This window comes from Marasmitruncus massiliensis, assembly GCF_900186535.1.
In the GTDB taxonomy this organism is placed as follows: Bacteria; Bacillota; Clostridia; order Oscillospirales; family Ruminococcaceae; genus Anaerotruncus; species Anaerotruncus massiliensis_A.
Genome location: NZ_FYDE01000005.1, coordinates 366848 through 383243 on the forward strand (window position 1 = coordinate 366848; position 16396 = coordinate 383243).

The window sequence follows — 16396 nt, forward strand, 5'->3', positions numbered from 1 at the left end:
GTAGCAAGGCATTATCAGTGAACCAGCCGCGCCCCAAAATGGGCGCATAATGAGTGACGCCAACCGCACGTTGGCGTCACTTTCTACTTTTTGATTTCACTGTTAGCCGGTATCTCCGGCGAGTCATCTTCGAGCTCCGGTAAATTTTTGAATGGATCTTCGAACTCTTTAAAACTTATAGCAATTTAACAATTGAAGGGAAATAGGCATAATAGGAAGAAAAAAGTGGATGAGGGAAAATGATTAGTCTAGAAGTGCGAAAATTAATTGTCGCAGCACACGACAATGGGATGAAAATTCAAGAGATTTTAAAAACCTTTCAGGTAAAAAAGACAGCCGTATATAATTTGTTTCAATTGGTTAAAGAAACGGGCAGCGTAGAGCCCAGACCGCATGCGTACGGCAGAAAACCCGCTTTGAATTCTGAGGGTTTGATGCGTATGGAACAATTGATTGACGCTCAGCCGGATATTACGTTTCAGGAGATTAAAGATCAAATGAATTTGCAAATCAGCATTCCGGCAATCAGTAAGATTATCAGCGGTAAACTCCATTACCGCTATAAAAAAAGACGATACATGCCAGCGAACGCGAACGTCCGGACGTACAAGCGCGGCGAAAGTTATGGAAAGAGCAACAGCCAAACGTAGAAGCGTCCAACCTTGTGTTCCTGGACGAGAGCGGTGTAAATACAAACATGACAAGGCATTATGCCCGGGCCAAAGACGGAAGGCGGGCAAACGATCATACGCCGCTGAACACAGGCAGAACTACAACAATCGTCTCTTCTGTCCGGACAGACGGAACTACAGTGCCCCTGTTTTTTCCGGTTCGCTTAATGGCAAAATTTTTAAGGAATACATTGAACAGCATCTTGCACCAACTCTTCATACAGGAGATATCGTCGTTATGGATAATTTGCGTTCCCATAAAGTAAATGGAATCAAAGAAGCCATTGAGAAAGTCGGAGCGCATGTCCTTTATCTTCCGCCATACAGTCCCGACTTAAATCCCATTGAACAGATGTGGTCAAAAATCAAAGCACATCTTCGTAAAGTAAAAGCTCGCTCTGTTGACGTCCTTTTGAAAGCCTTGCCTGCCGCTTTTGATGCCGTCACCGTTCAGGATATTCTCGGCTGATTTTATCTCGACGGTTATTCCTGTTTATAAATTAAGATGCTATATGGTAGCACTTTTATATCAATTAGCTATTTGCTTTATTGTATTATTACTACTTCTTTGGGATTGGAGAAAAAATAAGAATGTATTAAAAAATGGAAGAATCTATACTGCAACTGTGGTTGGGCATAAATCATTATATCGTTTTCCAGTTGTACAGTTTTACGTAAAGGATTCTTTGATAGAACAAACCGTTACATGCGGACTCACTTTTAAAAGAATACCCTGCGGTAAAAGTTTAGATGTATATTATTGGGAAAAGATACCGGATATTGTTATTGTTGAAAATTCTCACGCATAGACAAAATCAATTTTTGGAATTTGCTTGTGTCTTATTCTTGCTTTGCTAGAAATAATGAATTATATATTTTCACATTGATTGCAATGTGCAATAAGATCCGGTTGCATTCCAATACTGTTCAAATGGACTCTATCACGGCAAATCTTGTGGCACATCCATTGCCACTCACCTGTGGATGAGCAGACCATCGTTGATAAAGTCTTATTGAAAAATATTAAAAGCGATTTTGTATTAAATAATTTATGCTATAGTATATAGGGGCTGATATAATGGAAAACAATAATGAAAAGCTAGCAGTTGTCATTTGTAGACAACCTAGGAGTATACCAAAAGGTGAAATCCTGGTAGAGGAAATTCAAGGAATTCATTGGGACAATATTTCTGGTGGTGTGAAAAGCCGACAAGGTGCTTATAATTTGTATGGATATATCTCATACGAGTTGGCTGTAAAATTAGGTGTACAGTCCCAGATTGAGATGGGACGGGTCAAAGTGGAAGAGATCAGGGTTTTCAGCCCATGATTTTACAATAAACTCATAGGGAGTCAGACCGCGAATAGTTTTTAGGCGTTTAGCAAAATTATAGGCGGCAATAAAAATGTCCAGATGCTTTTGAAGCTCGTCACCAGTCTCATAGTAATAGCGGTTGACCGTTGCATCCTTTATGGTACGATTCATGCGCTCAACCTGACCATTCGTCCACGGATGATTGGGCTTGGTAAGCCGGTGTTCAATGCCGTTTGCCCAGCAAATTTGGTCGAAAGGATGCCCACGAAGCATGTCAGTTGCACCGTTACGGTTCTTTGGAAGATCAGCGAATTGAATGCCATTGTCTGTCAGAATAGTGTGGATGCGATAAGGCACAGCTTCGATTAAGGGCTTCCAAGAAACCCTTTGCCGACTTCATTGTAGCTCTATCATATAGTTTCGCCATTGCAAACTTTGAAGTGCGGTCTATTGCCACGAAAAGGTGGAGTTTCCCCTGTTCCATCCGGAGTTCTGTGATATCGATGTGGAAAAAGCCGATGGGGTATTCCTTGAACTTTTTCTTGGGTTCGATTTCCTTTTTCAGATCAGGCAGACGACTGATGTCATGCCGCTTGAGGCAACGATGCAATGAAGATCGGGTCAAATGAGGTATGGGTTCTTCAAGCGCATACAGGCAGTCGTCCAGTGGCAGCAAGGTATGCTTGCGAAAGGCAACGATGAGTGCCTCTTCCTCTTTGGTCAAAATAGTGGAAGAAGGTACTTTGGGTCCCATCCGCAGGTCGCTTGCACTGTCGCGTTTTCGCCATTTGGCAACCGTCTTCGGATTGATGCCATATCGAGTTGCCAACGTCCTTAAACTCTCTTGACTATTTTGTATTGCTCGGCGGGTTGTCTCTGTCGTTCGGGCGCTCCCGTGTAATATTTGTCCCACAGTATTTCCGTCTCCTCTCTGTTTGGCTTTGTACCATTATACCATGGGACCGTAGACATTATGGAAAGGATGTTAAAATTTGTATTTGCTTTTCAGATAATAAAGATGAGCACTATAATGGCTATTCTTACTTAGAAAGTCTGGCAGGAGAAAAGCCAGAATCCATTATTTTACAAAACAGACCAAATGGACAACCTCCTTGCACAAAAAAATACTAGTAGCGTATTAAAGTCGCAATAACCATATATTTTATCCGAAAATGAAGAGCTCCACATATATACGTTTTAATTTTAAAAGGGGCTTACCGCTCATTTTATAAGGAGGAGTGGTATGGGCGATATAATGGCACCCGAACAGCGAAAAAAGACTATGAGCCATATAAAAAGGAAAGACACCAGTATCTTTCTGAACCAATATTTACTGTTTTGGTAGCCTGGATTAAGCTTTATCTGTCTTTCTCGGTAATTCATTTCATCCTTATGCTCTTGAATTAAATGGTCGGGATCCCTCAGTTGTAAAGGTACGATTATAGAATTACGGATTGCTTGTATAAGTGCTTTGGACTTTTCCGAATAAATATATAGCGAGTCCTTAGAAAGTAATTCGGTATCTGACAGAGTTTTCACATCTTTTGAAATTTGGATAGCGTAACCAGAAACGTGTTTCTTGTTTTCTTTTGTAAGCGCGGGAAGAGGGATTTTTTGTACTTCCTTCCCTGCACGAAGTTTTGCCCAAAATCCGGCAGGAGGCACAGGTATTCCTGCTGCAATACACCTTTTCCTTAAGGCCACATCTGATATACCATACCTTTTGGAAACAATCGTCATCGGCTCTGACCAAACTTCATTATAAAGCTTTTCGCGTTCCTCTATTGTCATTATTCTCACCTCAAACAAAAGTATATTATAAACTTGCTCTACTAGAAATAATTTCAGTATTACATCATCTCCTATCCTTAAAACCAAAGGACAGATTTTATAGCAATCCATATCTACATGAAAACCGTCGCTTGTATGTAAGCGACGGTTACTCTTTGTATAAAAACCACTGGATGTGCCAGTGGTACGAAAAAAGCTATAGCGATGAAAATATAAAAAAACTCCTTTTGATATAATAAAGATGCGGTCTGCCAACTGTACCAACATATCAAAAGGAGGACATTCAAGATGAATGACACCAACAGTTCAGCACATACAAAATGGAACTGCAAATACCATATAGTGTTTGCCCCCAAATACCGTAGGAAGCTTTTCTATGGAGAGATGAAAGCAGAAATAGGGAAAATACTGCGAGAGTTGTGCAACTGGAAGCAAGTAAACATTGTGGAAGCAGAGGTGTGTCCTGATCATATTCACATGCTTGTAGAAATCCCCCCTAAAATGAGCGTGTCGAGTTTCGTGGGGTTTCTCAAAGGAAAGAGCAGTCTAATCATACACGAACGACATGGGAATTTGAAATACAAGCATGGAAACAGAAGCTTTTAGTGCAGAGGGTACTATGAGTGTTATATATTAGGAAAACCGACAAACCGTTCAAGCGGTGAGCTTATCCCACCTGTAAATGCGAGTTGACTTCGATATACTCGATAATGCGGCGAAGCTCGTCGGCAAACTTAAACCTTATGCTAATGTCGCCGCCCTCGTATACCTTGATATGGTCAACCAGTTCAATCAGTATTTCCCTTGTCAGCTTGTCGATGTTTTCATATTTTCGGAAAGTAGTCAAAAAAGGATTTTCAATGTCAATACCGTTTTCCAATTCATCCCGTTCTGTTTTCAAGTTGGCAATAACTGCGCTGATGGCTTCATTTTACTGCTCGTAATTTTCGCTCATGTGGCGGTAATCGTTGTGCGTAATGCTGCCATCTTTCCAGTCCTGATAGAGAGATTGCTTATATCGCATGATTTTAGCAAGCTCTTTTTCTTTTGCGGCAATCAATTCATTCAGCCGTACAGACTGGCTCTTTTTAAGCGGAGCCAGATTAATTTGGGAAACGATAGCGGAGTAGCTAACCGCAATACAGTAAGTATAGCAATCGCGAGGAGTGTATCATATGAAAAAAGCACTCGGCAAGCTCAACCGAGCGTATATTCTTCTGCTCATCCTGATGGCCTCCGCTGTGACGCTTCTGGGGATCTACCAGGTTTTGGCTCGCTATGTGTTCAAGTGGCCCATCTTCTGGACGGAGGAGGTCATTCGCTATGTCTATATCGCAACCGTCATGCTGGGCATCAACTTTGCGGCCAAAACCGAAGCGTACACGGCTATCACGCTCGTCAGTGATTCCATCGCGCGGCGTTCCAAGACTGGCTACAAGGTTCTCAAGCTGATCCATCATCTGGTCCAGCTAATCTTTTTCGCGCTGCTGATGTACTGGGGCGCCCGCCTGGCTATCCACGCGGGCAATCAGAATCAGTTTTCATCGGCTGTTAAGATTCCCTTTGTTCTTGTTTATCTGCCGATACCTATCGGCGGACTCATGGGAGTCGCGGATGCAGTTGAGAAAATTATCATGCTCTTCCAAGCGCGACCGCCGCAGGAACACACCGGATCTGAGGAGGTGCATGTCGTATGACCGTCGCATCCATTATTATGATTGTCTCACTTCTTGTACTGATGATTCTCGGTTTTCCGATTGCCGTAAGCCTTGGCCTTTCGTCAATACTGGCCTTGCTGGTGGACGGCAAGATTTCGCTCATCGCTTTCCCGCAGCGGCTGTTCGTCGGTATCGACTCCTTCCCGCTCCTAGCCGTCATTTTCTTCCTCATCGCGGGAGAACTGATGCTGCAAGGCGGTATCTCCAAGCGCCTGGTCAATTTGGCTTCCTGTTTCCTCTCCGGTATCCGCGGAAGCCTTGCACTCATCTCGTTCGTGACCTGCGCCTTTTTCGGCGCACTGTCCGGATCGGCGCTTGCAACCACCGCGGCAATCGGCAATGTTATGTATCCCGAGATGCTCAAGGACGGCAGCTACGACAAGAAGTTCGCGCTGTCCATCCAGTCGGTTGGTGGTACGCTGGGCACGATGATTCCCCCCTCGACGCCGTTGATCCTCTACGGCATCCTGACCAGCGCCTCTATTGGCAATCTGTTTTTGGGCACCATTATCCCCGGTATCCTCATGTGTCTCCTTTACTGCGGCGTGGGATATATTATCATCCGTAAGCGCGGCATGGCCACGAACATGCGCAAGTTTGAAAAGGGCATATTGTTCGCGCTAAAAGACGGCATATGGGCGCTGCTCACCCCCGTCATCATCCTGGGGGGAATCTACACCGGTATCTTCTCGCCGACCGAATCAGCGGCTGTCGCGTGTCTCTACGCGTTGATTATTGGGCTGTTTGTATACAAGGAGCTGAACATTAAGACTTTGTATAAGGCCATGTACAACGCGACGTTGGGCAGTGTATCCATCATGTTCCTCATCGCCGCAGCCCAAGTATTCGGCTGGGTGCTGACGGTACAGGGGCTGCCCCAGGCGCTGACCTCATATCTGGTGAGCGTCATCCAGAACAAGTACACCTTTCTGCTGCTGGTTAACCTGATCTTCATAATAGCCGGGATGTTTATGGATGTCGGCACGATTATCCTTCTCGTCATCCCGCTGCTGTTCCCCACCGCCATACAACTCGGCATCAACCCGGTTCATTTCGGCGTCATCGCGACCATTAACCTGTCGCTCGGCAACGTCACACCGCCCTTCGGCACCTGTCTTTTCGTTGCCGCAGGTATTGACAAAAGCGTGAAACTGGAGGCAATTTACAAAGAGGTTATTCCCTTCTGCCTCATCGGCATTGTGGGTATTCTCATTACTACCTTTGTACCGTTTATATCCACGTGGATGATTTGAAAATTTTATGTATTATATGAAGGAGATAACATGCCAAGAACAACCATTGAAATATTGGAAGGCCGCTCACTGGAACAAAAAAGAGCGCTTGTGAAGCAGATTGGTCTGTCGGTTTCGGAGTGCTTTCATGTGCCGACGACGGCCGCCCTGGTACGTATTGTAGAGGTGAAATTCGAGGATTTCGGATCTGATTGTGAGCTGCGTTGTGACACATCTTTGCGCGAGGGCAAGCCTGCGTATGGACGCATACTCGAGCCCAGAATTACCGTGCAGTTCTTTGAGGGACACCCGTTCGAGGAAAAGCGTGCACTTGTGAAGGTTATGGCGGAGCGGGTCGCGAAAATTCTTGAGCTTCCATTGGAGGATGTGAAGATCTTCCTTTTGGAAATGAAGTACGATCAGATGGCCACAGGCGGTTTGTTTGCCTCCGAGGATCCGAAGGCTGCATCTTACACCTACACCATGGGTAACAATTAGAGGAGGATATTCATATGCCAAGAATCACTGTGGAAATGTTGGAAGGCCGCACGATGGAGCAGAAGCGCGCACTCGCCAAGGAGATCTGCGATGCGGTGGCTGAGATCTTTAAGCTGCCCACAAGCGGGGTAGCCGTGCGCCTCATGGATGTGAGCTTTGAGGACTTTGCGTGCGGGTCGGAGCTTTACTGTGACACATCTCTACGCGAGGGCAAGCCCGTGTACGGCGGCGGGGCGGATCCCCGCATCACCACTCAGTTCTTCGAGGGCCGTTCCATCGAGGAAAAACGCGCGCTTGTCAAGCGCTTAACCGAAATAACTGCCAAGATCCTTTGTATCCCTCCCGATAAAATCAAAATCTTCCTGCATGAGATGAAGGACGACCAGTTCTCGATTGGCGGTACTTTGCACTGCGATGCGAAGTAACACAATTTCGCAATGAAGGCCATGAATGCACGGGCATTTCCATGGCAACAAAAAGCAAAGGGGATTGTATACTCATGGGTAAAAATCGTGAACAAGCGCTGAAGCTGATCAAGGGTACATATGACCTGCACATACACAGCAGCCCCTCGCACTTTCCGCGGGTGATAGACGATTTTGAACTGGTGCGGGAAGCGGACGAGTACGGCATGGCCGGCGTGCTGATCAAAAACCATTACGAGACGACAGGCGCGCGAGCCTTGCTGGTGAACAAGTATTCTGGAGCCAAGACCAAGGCTTTTGGCAGCGTCACGCTCAACTGGCCGGTAGGCGGACTCAATCCGTTCGCTGTCCAGTCCGCGATCAGGATGGGAGCGAGATATGTCTGGATGCCCACCCGGGACACCGCACATTGCCTGAGCTACGGCGATCTGCCCGGAGATTTCTATAAACGCCCCGGGATCACTATCTTCGATGACAATGGCAAGGTGCTCAAGGTTGTGTACGAAATATTTGAATCGGCCAAGGCCGAGGGAGTATATGTTGCATCCGGGCATCTCTCCCCGTCGGAAACCATCGCCTTTTGCAAGGCGGGACGCGAAATCAATGCAAACGTGATCCTTACACATCCCGACTGGGATCGCACCGTCTTGCCACTGGAGACCCAGATGGAGCTCGCTAGAATGGGAGTGTTGGTGGAAAAGCTGGGGTGTAACATCCTGATGAATGACATTTCCCAGCAGGCGATGGCCGACTCCTTACGAAAACTGGGAACCGAAAATGTTTTTATGGCCACCGATTGCGGTATTGTGGGGACGATAAAGCCAGCCCCCGGTATGGCGAATTTTATCGAGCAGATGCTGGACGAGGGCATCTGTGAAAAGGATATCCGCACCATGACTGTAGATGTGCCCAAACGGATCCTCGGAGAGAAATAGGAATCCCCCGTTATTAGCCGCGGTGTTTCAGGATTCGCCTGATGCCTGCGGCGGTAAAATTAAAGAGAATAAGGAGGATAAACATGCTTTATACCATTACCCCTGTCTACATGGGCGCTGCCAAATTTGAGAAGTCGGAGGCTGTATACCGCCGTCACTTCGGTGTCAAGGAAGAAAATTGTTTTGTCGTCTTTTTGCTCCGCTCGGAATCGGAGCTCATCATGGTTGATTCGGGGCCGCCCCGCAAGGAGATCAACGACAAACTGCCGATGTTCAGCGACATTCCCGATTATGTCCCGATGGAGGAGGCGCTTGGCAAGGTTGGTGTGAAAACTTCTGACATCACAAAAATTATCCTCACCCACCTGCATTGGGATCACTGTTATAACCTGGATTTGTTTCCGAATACGCCGATCTATGTGCAGCGGAAGGAAATCACCTACGCGGTGGCGCCGATTGGGCCGGACATCCGCATGTTTAGCGCGCTGCCTGATTGTGGTAATCCCGGCTGGTTTGACGGTTGGGGTCGCTTCGTGGTTGTGGACGGCGACGTTGAGGTCGCCCCCGGCGTGAAGGTTTACTTGACGCCCGGCCATTCCCCGGGCAGCCACAGTGTGCTGGTGGAAACAAAAGAGGGTCCCTATCTCATACCTGGCGATTTTATTCCAAAGTTTGAAAACTTTACTGATGGAGTTCCCAACGGTATACACGGCAGTATCTACGAGTGGTACGACAACTACAACAAGATCAAAAATCTGACCGAAAACGTATTACCCGCCCATGACATGGCGATATTCAATCGCAAGGTATACGGCTGATTCTTATATGTTATACTGTGGAAGCCGCAGTGCATAAAGCAATTTAGACGGTCTGGGAAGAATCAGCGAAATTACATTGCGCTTTTACTCTGCTTTGGCAGGTTGGGCGGAGCAAGACAAAAGCCGCCCGCTGAGCAGGTGGGATTCGGCGCTCAAGCAAGCCTGCTCATTTATCGAATATTCCGTTTTAAACTGATCTTGATAAAAAGGTGGAGAGATCGCATCACCTGCAACTCGTCTGGCTGCGCCGCTCTTAGTTCTTTGCTTGAACCTTTCCTAAAAACACATTACCAATGAAAGGTGAAAGCACTTAGGAAACGCCATCGCAATATATCCGTTGTTGCTTATAGAAATTCGGCCTGATTATGACGTCACCAATCAATCTATATGTGTGAGTAATATGCAACCACATATCTCGAAAACTGGCATGATGATAGCGTCGGCGGGTTCACCATTCACAGATCCACCGAAGAATTCCGTAGTCCGCATTTAATAACCACTTCCACATGGTGCCTACAATAGTCGCAGGTATCACATAAGGAAGCAAAATGCAGACCGCAGCGTATTCGCCCCTTTAAAATTCTTATACAGAAGAAGTGCCAGCGAAAACCCAAAAAGCATTTGCAATCCCACGGATAATACAACAAAAATGATCGTCACCTGAACCGAATCCCAGAATTCCTTTTGCATGAGCGCTTCCTTATAATTTTGCAGACCTACAAATTCAGGAGTCCTGCCATTGAGCAAATTGTAATCGAAAAAACTTATATAAAGCGAATATAGCAAAGGATATATTAAAATAACCATAAAAATTGCCATTGGTATTTCCAAAAGGATAATCGTTAACCTTCGAATTTCCTTTTCCATCTGTTCCTCCGACAAAGATGTTTTAGGGCGAAGCGATACTTTGCCCTAACTTGGCAATATGTTATGCGGCAAGAATTGCTTCAATCTTATCCTGCATTTGCGCAAGCGCAGCGTCTATGTCTGCTGCACCCGGTATCGCATTGCTCAATCCTCTGATTAGGACTTCGCTGACTGCGTCATACCTAGGCCAGAGTTCACGCCTGGCTTTACTTAGGGATACCAGCACCTGCTGCATCTCAGGCAATGTTTCGAAGATCGATGCATCGTTCAAAACCGATACACGGCATACCGCAGAACCGTTCTTTGCGAGGGTCATCATATTTTCACCACTGATAAGCCATATACATCAGATACCCTTTTCTCTGTTTCGGACTAGTCGTCCTGTGCAGCCCCAAAATAGTGCGGCTTTACTGTCTTAAGCCGATCAAAGCAAATGTGGCAGCACTGTTAGGCCTGTGAGTAGCGATAAAACCAACTACATCAATTTGTTCCAACAAGCTATCAATCCTTTAGGTTGTGAATCTGGCCGTTTCCTATAGGATACTGTTGTGTAATATTTTAACACCAACCCTTCTGCTGAATTATTCCGATTGCTATAGTGAGCTTCCCTCTGAAATATGTATAGAGTTATGCGAAGTACATTGAAAAAACATTAATTTTAAATATAAAAATTTAATTGACGATATTGAAAACATTCGATATACTGTTACCAGTTGCAATTCAAAATTAGGAATGAGGGAAGATTATGCCGGAAGTTAAAAGGAACCTGACACCGCCAAACCAATCCTCAGACAAACTGCTGTCCATACTGGAAATGATGGCGAAACAGACCGCTCCGCTCCGCTTGCAGGATATTGCAACGCTGTGCGGAATGCACTCCAGCACCGCGCTGCGGTTTCTATCGGCTCTGCAAAAACGCAATTTTGTCGCACAAGATCCCGATACCGGGCGCTATTATATCACCTTCAAAATCTGTGCGCTGGCACAAAGTGTTTCCGCCTACAACGACATCCGCGGTATCGCGTTGCCCTTTCTTCGCAGCGTGGCCAATCGATTTAAGGAAAGTTGCAATCTGGCCATTGAAGATGATATGACCATCATGTACATTGAAGTAATGAATAGTCCGACCGGCACTTTGCTCAGCACGCAACGGATCGGGAATATTGCCCCTATGCACTGCACCGGCGTGGGGAAACTGTTTCTGACCGATTATTCTACCGCGGATTTGGACCGGTATGTTGCTATTAAGAAGCTGACCAGATTTACCGGCCACACCATTACCAATATCAGGAATTTGTCGGAGGAATTGGAGCGCATTCGTGACGTCGGTTATGCCTTTGATAATGAGGAATGTGAGGCTGGTGTGCGTTGTATTGCAGCCCCAATTCGGGATTATACCGGAAAGGTACACGCCGGGCTCAGCGTGAGCGGTCCCTCGGTTCGGATGACCGATGAGTTTATCTATACAAATCTGGAATTTTTGCTGGAGACAGCTCGGCAGATATCCATGTGCATGGGGTGGCGAGCCGACTGGTAATATTTCATATCCTGAAATATTCAGACACCAATCTGACAAGGAAAAAAATCATTTTTGTACAGGGTGTGGAAACCGATCGAAAACCTCTTGCATCATGGAGGATAGTCAGCTATTCTATTCATATATTACGAAATATAAATTGTCATTTCGAATAATGAAATGGAGTGAGCGCTATGAAAGCAGCTGAAGCAATGATCAAAATTCTGGAAATGGAAGGGATCGATACCGTATACGGAATTCCCGGCGCAGATATCAACGGATTCTATAAATACCTTGGGGAATCGGAGAAGATCAAGTCCTTCTGTCATCGCCACGAGGAAGCCTGTGTTCACGCTGCGGGTGGACACTACCGGGCCAGCGGTAAGATGGCGGTTGCCGCTTGCACCTCCGGCCCCGGTGCAACCAACTTTGTCACCGGCGTGTATACCTGCAACATTGACAGCATTCCTGTTATTGCTATCACCGGTCAGGCGGTTACTGCCCAACTGGGAAAAGACGCTTTCCAGTGTGTTGACATCGCCAAAATTTGTGAGCCTATTGCCAAAAAGACCTACCAGATTACCGATCCTTCCAAAGTAGCAGAAACCTTCCGCGAAGCCTTTTATATCGCGCAAGAGGGGAAACCCGGCGCGGTGGTCATCGACCTGCCACTGGATGTGCAAAACGCCGAGATTGAATTTGATCCCTCCGCATACAAATCCCTGACATGGGAGACCCCCGCTCCCAAATCGGAGGACATCACCAAGGCAATCCAAATGATTAACGAGGCGAAGAATCCTTTGCTGCTCATGGGCGGCGGTGTCATCCTGGCCAATGCGGCGGCGGAGTGCGTTCAGCTGGCTGAAGAGTTGAACCTGCCGGTCATCACCACCTGCATGGCAAAGGGCGGCATCCCGGTGGAGCATCCTCTGAATGCCGGGCATTGCGGTATCCAGGTGGGACAGCCCATCGGCAACAGGGTATTCCTTGATTCAGACCTGGTGCTGGGCATCGGCTGCCGCTTTACCGACCGCCACACCGGAGCCATCGACGTTTACCGTGGAGAGCGCAAGTTTATCCACATTAACATTAAGCCCTCCGAAATCAACAAGATTTTCCCTGCCGACCTGGGTATTGTTACCGACGCGAAAAAGGCGATCCTTGCCCTGCTGGAAGAGGCCAGGAAGACCGGCAGGAAGAGCCAGCATGTGGACATCGCCGGCATGCCTCAGCTCCGTAAGCAGCTGGCGCGCAAGGTGGATTATGATGCAAAACCCATCAATCCCCACAGGGTGTTCCACGAGTTGAACCAATATTTTGGCGACAAGGCTATTTTTACCACGGGCTGCGGCATCACGCAAATTTGGTCGGGCCAGCTTCAGAACATTGATGCGCCCCGCCTCTATTTGCCCGCTGGCGGTGCGGGCACTCTGGGCTATGATATTCCGGCGGCATTTGGTGCCGCTGTCTCCACCGGAAGACAAGCGGTTGCCGTTATGGGCGATTTTGGCTTCACTTTCCATGTCCAGGAACTGGCGGTCTGCGCCAAGAACAAAGTACCTGTCATCGTGGTTATTGTAAACAACGCCTATCTGGGTCTGATTCGCCAAAATCAGAAGTATGCTTATGGTTACGAGTGCGATGTGGAAATGCCGGAAAACCAGGGTATGATCGACTATGTTAAAGTTGCGGAGGGCTTTGCCTGTTATGGCGAGCGCGTTTTTGACGCCAGAGATATCCCGGCTGCTTTGGAACGGGCGCAAAAGAGTGGCAATCCTGCTGTAATCGACATTGTCTGCGATCCGCAGGTGGATTGTTCCATGGGTACCGCCCTTAACAACTGCAAGGAATTCGTATACTAACCAGCTCCAGGTGACTCCGGTGATTCCGTTTGCTTATGCGGTCTGCCGGAGTCATCCCGTATACAGAACTAACAAAACTGGAAGGAGAATCTATATGAAGGATTCCATTCACAAATATTTTCAGGTAGGTACTATCCAGTGGATGAGCCATCCCCCGGCTCAGTACGAACTGTTGGATTCCCTAAAAACCATTGCTTCGGATGATTATTTTGATGCCATCGAGATAAGCCAGATCAAAGACAGCGAAACGCGGGAGAAGGCAAAACAGATTCTGCGGCAGTCTCATTTGAAGGTCTGTTACGGCGCGCAACCACGCCTTCTCGGACCCAAGCTGAATCCAAATGACATCGACGAGAATGGGCGCAAAGCCGCCGAAAAAACTTTGCTGGATGCCATTGACGAAGCGGAATATATGGGTGCTGGCGGAATCGCTTTCCTTTCTGGCAAGTGGTCTGCAGAAACTAAAGAGCAGGCCTATGCCCAACTGCTCAAAACTACCCGCAGTCTCTGTGATTACGCTGCTGCCAAGGGAATGATGGTAGAGCTGGAGGTCTTTGATTTTGATATGGATAAGGCGTCCCTCATCGGCCCAGCCCCTTACGCCGCGCAGTTTGCCGCCGATATGCGCACAACCCACAATAACTTTGGACTACTGGTGGACCTAAGCCATTTTCCAACCACCTATGAAACCTCCAGGTTCTGCGTTCAGGCCATGCGCCCTTATATCACCCACCTTCATTTTGGCAATGCAGTAGTGAAACCCGGCTGTGACGGATACGGCGACCTGCATCCCCGCTTTGGATACCCCAACAGCGCTAACGATATCCCCGAGTTGCTGGACTACCTTCGGGTGCTGAGAGAGGAAGGCTTTTTCCGCAACGATGATCCCCTTGTATTTTCGATGGAAGTCACCCTCCGTCCCGGCGAGGACGGCAATATTATTTTGGCCAACACCAAACGGGTGTTGAACCGCGCATGGGCCCTATTAGAAGATTGATTGGAGAGGAGCGGCATCCTATGAAAATTGTCATACTGGACGGCTATACGGAAAATCCCGGTGACCTGAACTGGGATAGTATCAAAGCGTTTGGAGATGAACTGGCGGTCTATGACCGTACTTCCCTGACCAATATAAAAGAAGTGAATGAGCGGATTGGAGACGCTGAGATCGTCTTCACCAACAAAACTCCCCTGTGCCGGGAAACCTTTGAATCCTGCAAAAATATGAAATACGTGGGAGTGCTGGCCACCGGCTATAATGTGGTGGATGTAGCGGCAGCAAGGGAAAAGGGGGTTACCGTTACCAACATACCCTCCTATGGTACCGATGCGGTGGGGCAGTTCGCCATCGCCCTGCTGCTGGAAGTCTGCCACCATGTCGGCCACCATGACAAGGCGGTACATGAAGGCCGCTGGGAAAGTTGCCCCGACTTCTGCTTTTGGGATTATCCCCTCATCGAATTGGCAGGAAAAACAATGGGCATTATCGGTTTTGGACGCATCGGACAGGTGACCGGGCGCATCGCCAAGGCTATGGGAATGAAGGTTGTTGCTTTTGATGAACACCCCAGCGATTCCGGCAGGGCGGTTGCAGACTATGTCGGGCTACAGGAGCTTTTGGCCCAATCCGATGTCATCAGCCTTCACTGTCCCCTTTTCCCATCCACCGAAGGCATTATCAATAAGGTCAACATTGCCAAAATGAAAAATGGGGTCATCCTCATTAACAACAGCCGGGGGCCACTGATTGTGGAGCAGGATCTGGCAGATGCCTTAAACAGCGGCAAAGTGTACGCGGCGGGCCTGGACGTTGTTTCCTCAGAGCCCATCAAAGGAGATAATCCCTTGCTAAAAGCCAAAAACTGCATGATCACCCCCCACATCAGTTGGGCACCTAAGGAAAGCCGCCAGCGCTTGATGGATATTGCCGGGGACAATTTAAAACAATTCCTGGAAGGCAACACCATCAATGCGGTGACGCCCTGACAGAACGGTTTCGATGAGAGGAGCAGAACACCTATGGAGAAAGTTATTTTTGCACGTAACGGCTTCGTGGAGACCAAGCATCGTTCAAAGTGTGATCTTCGCCTGACTGCGGACAATCTGACGCGGCTTTTAGCGATCGATAGATAAATCCCGTCGAACAGAGCATACATGCATAAAGTATTTTACTTGTTTAGAAAACACTATCAGAAAAATTGATGCTGATTCTTTTAATAGCGTTTTCTTGATGCGTTGGTTCTCAACTCCCAATTGTGTTAGAGCATCCCCGTATTTTTTAAAGCTGCAAAAAGTGATGTCCACCGTTCAGGAAGCTTTCCGGATTGTACTGCACCAGTGCGGACGGACAGATATAGCGAGCCCCTATCATAGAGTATCGAAAGTTTATACAGTCTAACGTTGCTTTTCGAGCGGCGTCAGATCCTTTGTAGAGAAACCACTGGATGTGCCAGTGGAAGTATGAAAAAACTTTCAGCGGTCCATTGAATATCATGAAGCAGCGGTCTGGCAACTGTGACTAAACATATAACAAAAGTCTTTGTTATTTTGTAAAAATAGACATAATAAGCATTCTTCTTTTGTTAGTGGTACCAAAATGGTGCCCAACTTTCCTATACAATAACATAAAAGAATTCATAATAATAAAAGTGTTTATAAGGGGAACAGCTAAATAAAGGTGTTCCCCTTATAAATTAATAACTCTATATAAAGTAAAATAAACAAATATTATAAGAAAACAGTACTTGA

Annotated in this window: 17 protein-coding genes and 3 pseudogenes; 14 read left to right on the plus strand and 6 right to left on the minus strand. The window is 47.0% G+C overall.

Translation table 11 applies throughout. From position 1 onward, the window contains the following. Nucleotides 1–239: 239 nt before the first annotated feature. From C1A10_RS09725 to C1A10_RS18225, 3 genes and pseudogenes are all read left to right on the plus strand, one after another. On the plus strand, nt 240–650 hold the full coding sequence (locus tag C1A10_RS09725) for a COG3415 family protein (protein ID WP_101910081.1): 411 nt from the start codon (nt 240–242) through the stop codon (nt 648–650). 94 nt (nt 651–744) lie between these two features. After that, nucleotides 745–1140, plus strand: a pseudogene (locus tag C1A10_RS18765) (transposase); the annotation flags it as partial. 43 nt (nt 1141–1183) lie between these two features. Beyond that, nucleotides 1184–1480 (plus strand): hypothetical protein, encoded by a 297-nt coding sequence (locus C1A10_RS18225; RefSeq protein WP_145997721.1) that lies wholly within the window; start codon nt 1184–1186, stop codon nt 1478–1480. A 452-nt stretch (nt 1481–1932) separates the two neighbouring features. Here the strand turns inward: C1A10_RS18225 and C1A10_RS09735 are convergent. Both C1A10_RS09735 and C1A10_RS09740 read right to left on the minus strand, forming a co-directional pair. Continuing rightward, nucleotides 1933–2899, minus strand: a pseudogene (locus C1A10_RS09735) (IS481 family transposase). 308 nt (nt 2900–3207) lie between these two features. Continuing rightward, nucleotides 3208–4032, minus strand: coding sequence for a hypothetical protein (locus tag C1A10_RS09740; protein ID WP_145997722.1), 825 nt, complete (start codon nt 4030–4032; stop codon nt 3208–3210). Between the two features lie 33 nt (nt 4033–4065). On the opposite strand from C1A10_RS09740, the pseudogene tnpA reads away from it, so the two are divergent. Beyond that, nucleotides 4066–4380: pseudogene (gene tnpA / locus C1A10_RS09745) on the plus strand (IS200/IS605 family transposase); the annotation flags it as partial. A 64-nt stretch (nt 4381–4444) separates the two neighbouring features. Here tnpA and C1A10_RS19005 read toward each other — a convergent pair. Both C1A10_RS19005 and C1A10_RS19010 read right to left on the minus strand, forming a co-directional pair. Then, a complete protein-coding gene (locus C1A10_RS19005; protein ID WP_479724266.1) occupies nt 4445–4678 on the minus strand; it encodes a DUF4368 domain-containing protein in 234 nt (77 codons plus the stop codon). Nucleotides 4679–4708: 30 nt separating this feature from the next. Continuing rightward, a complete protein-coding gene (locus C1A10_RS19010; RefSeq protein ID WP_479724267.1) occupies nt 4709–4837 on the minus strand; it encodes a hypothetical protein in 129 nt (42 codons plus the stop codon). A 115-nt stretch (nt 4838–4952) separates the two neighbouring features. On the opposite strand from C1A10_RS19010, the gene C1A10_RS09755 reads away from it, so the two are divergent. The 6 genes from C1A10_RS09755 to C1A10_RS09785 all read left to right on the plus strand — a co-directional run bounded on the left by C1A10_RS09755 (nt 4953) and on the right by C1A10_RS09785 (nt 9403). Then, complete coding sequence (locus tag C1A10_RS09755; protein WP_101910084.1) at nt 4953–5474, plus strand: TRAP transporter small permease; 522 nt, start codon at nt 4953–4955, stop codon at nt 5472–5474. After that, nucleotides 5471–6748: a TRAP transporter large permease gene (locus tag C1A10_RS09760; RefSeq protein WP_101910085.1), complete on the plus strand. Its 1278-nt coding sequence runs from the start codon at nt 5471–5473 to the stop codon at nt 6746–6748. Before C1A10_RS09755 ends, C1A10_RS09760 begins: the two co-directional genes overlap by 4 nt. A gap of 30 nt (nt 6749–6778) precedes the next feature. Beyond that, nucleotides 6779–7225: a tautomerase family protein gene (locus C1A10_RS09765; RefSeq protein WP_101910086.1), complete on the plus strand. Its 447-nt coding sequence runs from the start codon at nt 6779–6781 to the stop codon at nt 7223–7225. Nucleotides 7226–7239: 14 nt separating this feature from the next. Further along, nucleotides 7240–7650: a tautomerase family protein gene (locus tag C1A10_RS09775; RefSeq protein WP_207654723.1), complete on the plus strand. Its 411-nt coding sequence runs from the start codon at nt 7240–7242 to the stop codon at nt 7648–7650. 74 nt (nt 7651–7724) lie between these two features. Then, nucleotides 7725–8585, plus strand: a complete 861-nt coding sequence (locus C1A10_RS09780; protein ID WP_101910087.1) for a DUF6282 family protein — start codon at nt 7725–7727, stop codon at nt 8583–8585. An 83-nt stretch (nt 8586–8668) separates the two neighbouring features. Next, nucleotides 8669–9403 carry an N-acyl homoserine lactonase family protein gene (locus C1A10_RS09785; RefSeq protein WP_180951082.1) on the plus strand — a complete coding sequence of 245 codons (735 nt, stop codon included), beginning with the start codon at nt 8669–8671 and terminating at the stop codon, nt 9401–9403. Nucleotides 9404–9934: 531 nt separating this feature from the next. On the opposite strand, the gene C1A10_RS09790 is transcribed toward C1A10_RS09785, so the two are convergent. Continuing rightward, complete coding sequence (locus tag C1A10_RS09790) at nt 9935–10270, minus strand: carbohydrate ABC transporter permease (protein WP_101910089.1); 336 nt, start codon at nt 10268–10270, stop codon at nt 9935–9937. A 61-nt stretch (nt 10271–10331) separates the two neighbouring features. Beyond that, a complete protein-coding gene (locus C1A10_RS09795; RefSeq protein WP_145997723.1) occupies nt 10332–10589 on the minus strand; it encodes a type 2 periplasmic-binding domain-containing protein in 258 nt (85 codons plus the stop codon). Between the two features lie 426 nt (nt 10590–11015). Between C1A10_RS09795 and C1A10_RS09800 the strand changes: the two genes are divergently transcribed. From C1A10_RS09800 to C1A10_RS09815, 4 genes are all read left to right on the plus strand, one after another. Beyond that, entirely contained in the window at nt 11016–11807 is a 792-nt protein-coding gene (locus C1A10_RS09800) for an IclR family transcriptional regulator (protein WP_101910091.1), read from the plus strand. 173 nt (nt 11808–11980) lie between these two features. Beyond that, on the plus strand, nt 11981–13648 hold the full coding sequence (locus C1A10_RS09805) for a thiamine pyrophosphate-dependent enzyme (protein WP_101910092.1): 1668 nt from the start codon (nt 11981–11983) through the stop codon (nt 13646–13648). Nucleotides 13649–13742: 94 nt separating this feature from the next. After that, a complete protein-coding gene (locus C1A10_RS09810) occupies nt 13743–14645 on the plus strand; it encodes a sugar phosphate isomerase/epimerase family protein (protein WP_101910093.1) in 903 nt (300 codons plus the stop codon). Between the two features lie 20 nt (nt 14646–14665). Continuing rightward, nucleotides 14666–15634 (plus strand): D-2-hydroxyacid dehydrogenase, encoded by a 969-nt coding sequence (locus C1A10_RS09815; protein WP_101910094.1) that lies wholly within the window; start codon nt 14666–14668, stop codon nt 15632–15634. Nucleotides 15635–16396 lie beyond the last annotated feature (762 nt).

What these genes read in the sequence shown, in the direction of transcription:
- C1A10_RS09725 (WP_101910081.1), top strand. Translation starts at nt 240, where the DNA reads ATGATTAGTCTAGAAGTGCGAAAATTAATTGTCGCAGCACACGACAAT.
- C1A10_RS09795 (WP_145997723.1), bottom strand. Translation starts at nt 10,589, where the DNA reads ATGATGACCCTCGCAAAGAACGGTTCTGCGGTATGCCGTGTATCGGTT.
- C1A10_RS09780 (WP_101910087.1), top strand. Translation starts at nt 7,725, where the DNA reads ATGGGTAAAAATCGTGAACAAGCGCTGAAGCTGATCAAGGGTACATAT.
- C1A10_RS09810 (WP_101910093.1), top strand. Translation starts at nt 13,743, where the DNA reads ATGAAGGATTCCATTCACAAATATTTTCAGGTAGGTACTATCCAGTGG.
- C1A10_RS09755 (WP_101910084.1), top strand. Translation starts at nt 4,953, where the DNA reads ATGAAAAAAGCACTCGGCAAGCTCAACCGAGCGTATATTCTTCTGCTC.
- C1A10_RS09805 (WP_101910092.1), top strand. Translation starts at nt 11,981, where the DNA reads ATGAAAGCAGCTGAAGCAATGATCAAAATTCTGGAAATGGAAGGGATC.
- C1A10_RS09760 (WP_101910085.1), top strand. Translation starts at nt 5,471, where the DNA reads ATGACCGTCGCATCCATTATTATGATTGTCTCACTTCTTGTACTGATG.
- C1A10_RS18225 (WP_145997721.1), top strand. Translation starts at nt 1,184, where the DNA reads ATGGTAGCACTTTTATATCAATTAGCTATTTGCTTTATTGTATTATTA.
- C1A10_RS09800 (WP_101910091.1), top strand. Translation starts at nt 11,016, where the DNA reads ATGCCGGAAGTTAAAAGGAACCTGACACCGCCAAACCAATCCTCAGAC.
- C1A10_RS09785 (WP_180951082.1), top strand. Translation starts at nt 8,669, where the DNA reads ATGCTTTATACCATTACCCCTGTCTACATGGGCGCTGCCAAATTTGAG.
- C1A10_RS09775 (WP_207654723.1), top strand. Translation starts at nt 7,240, where the DNA reads ATGCCAAGAATCACTGTGGAAATGTTGGAAGGCCGCACGATGGAGCAG.
- C1A10_RS09765 (WP_101910086.1), top strand. Translation starts at nt 6,779, where the DNA reads ATGCCAAGAACAACCATTGAAATATTGGAAGGCCGCTCACTGGAACAA.
- C1A10_RS09790 (WP_101910089.1), bottom strand. Translation starts at nt 10,270, where the DNA reads ATGGAAAAGGAAATTCGAAGGTTAACGATTATCCTTTTGGAAATACCA.
- C1A10_RS09815 (WP_101910094.1), top strand. Translation starts at nt 14,666, where the DNA reads ATGAAAATTGTCATACTGGACGGCTATACGGAAAATCCCGGTGACCTG.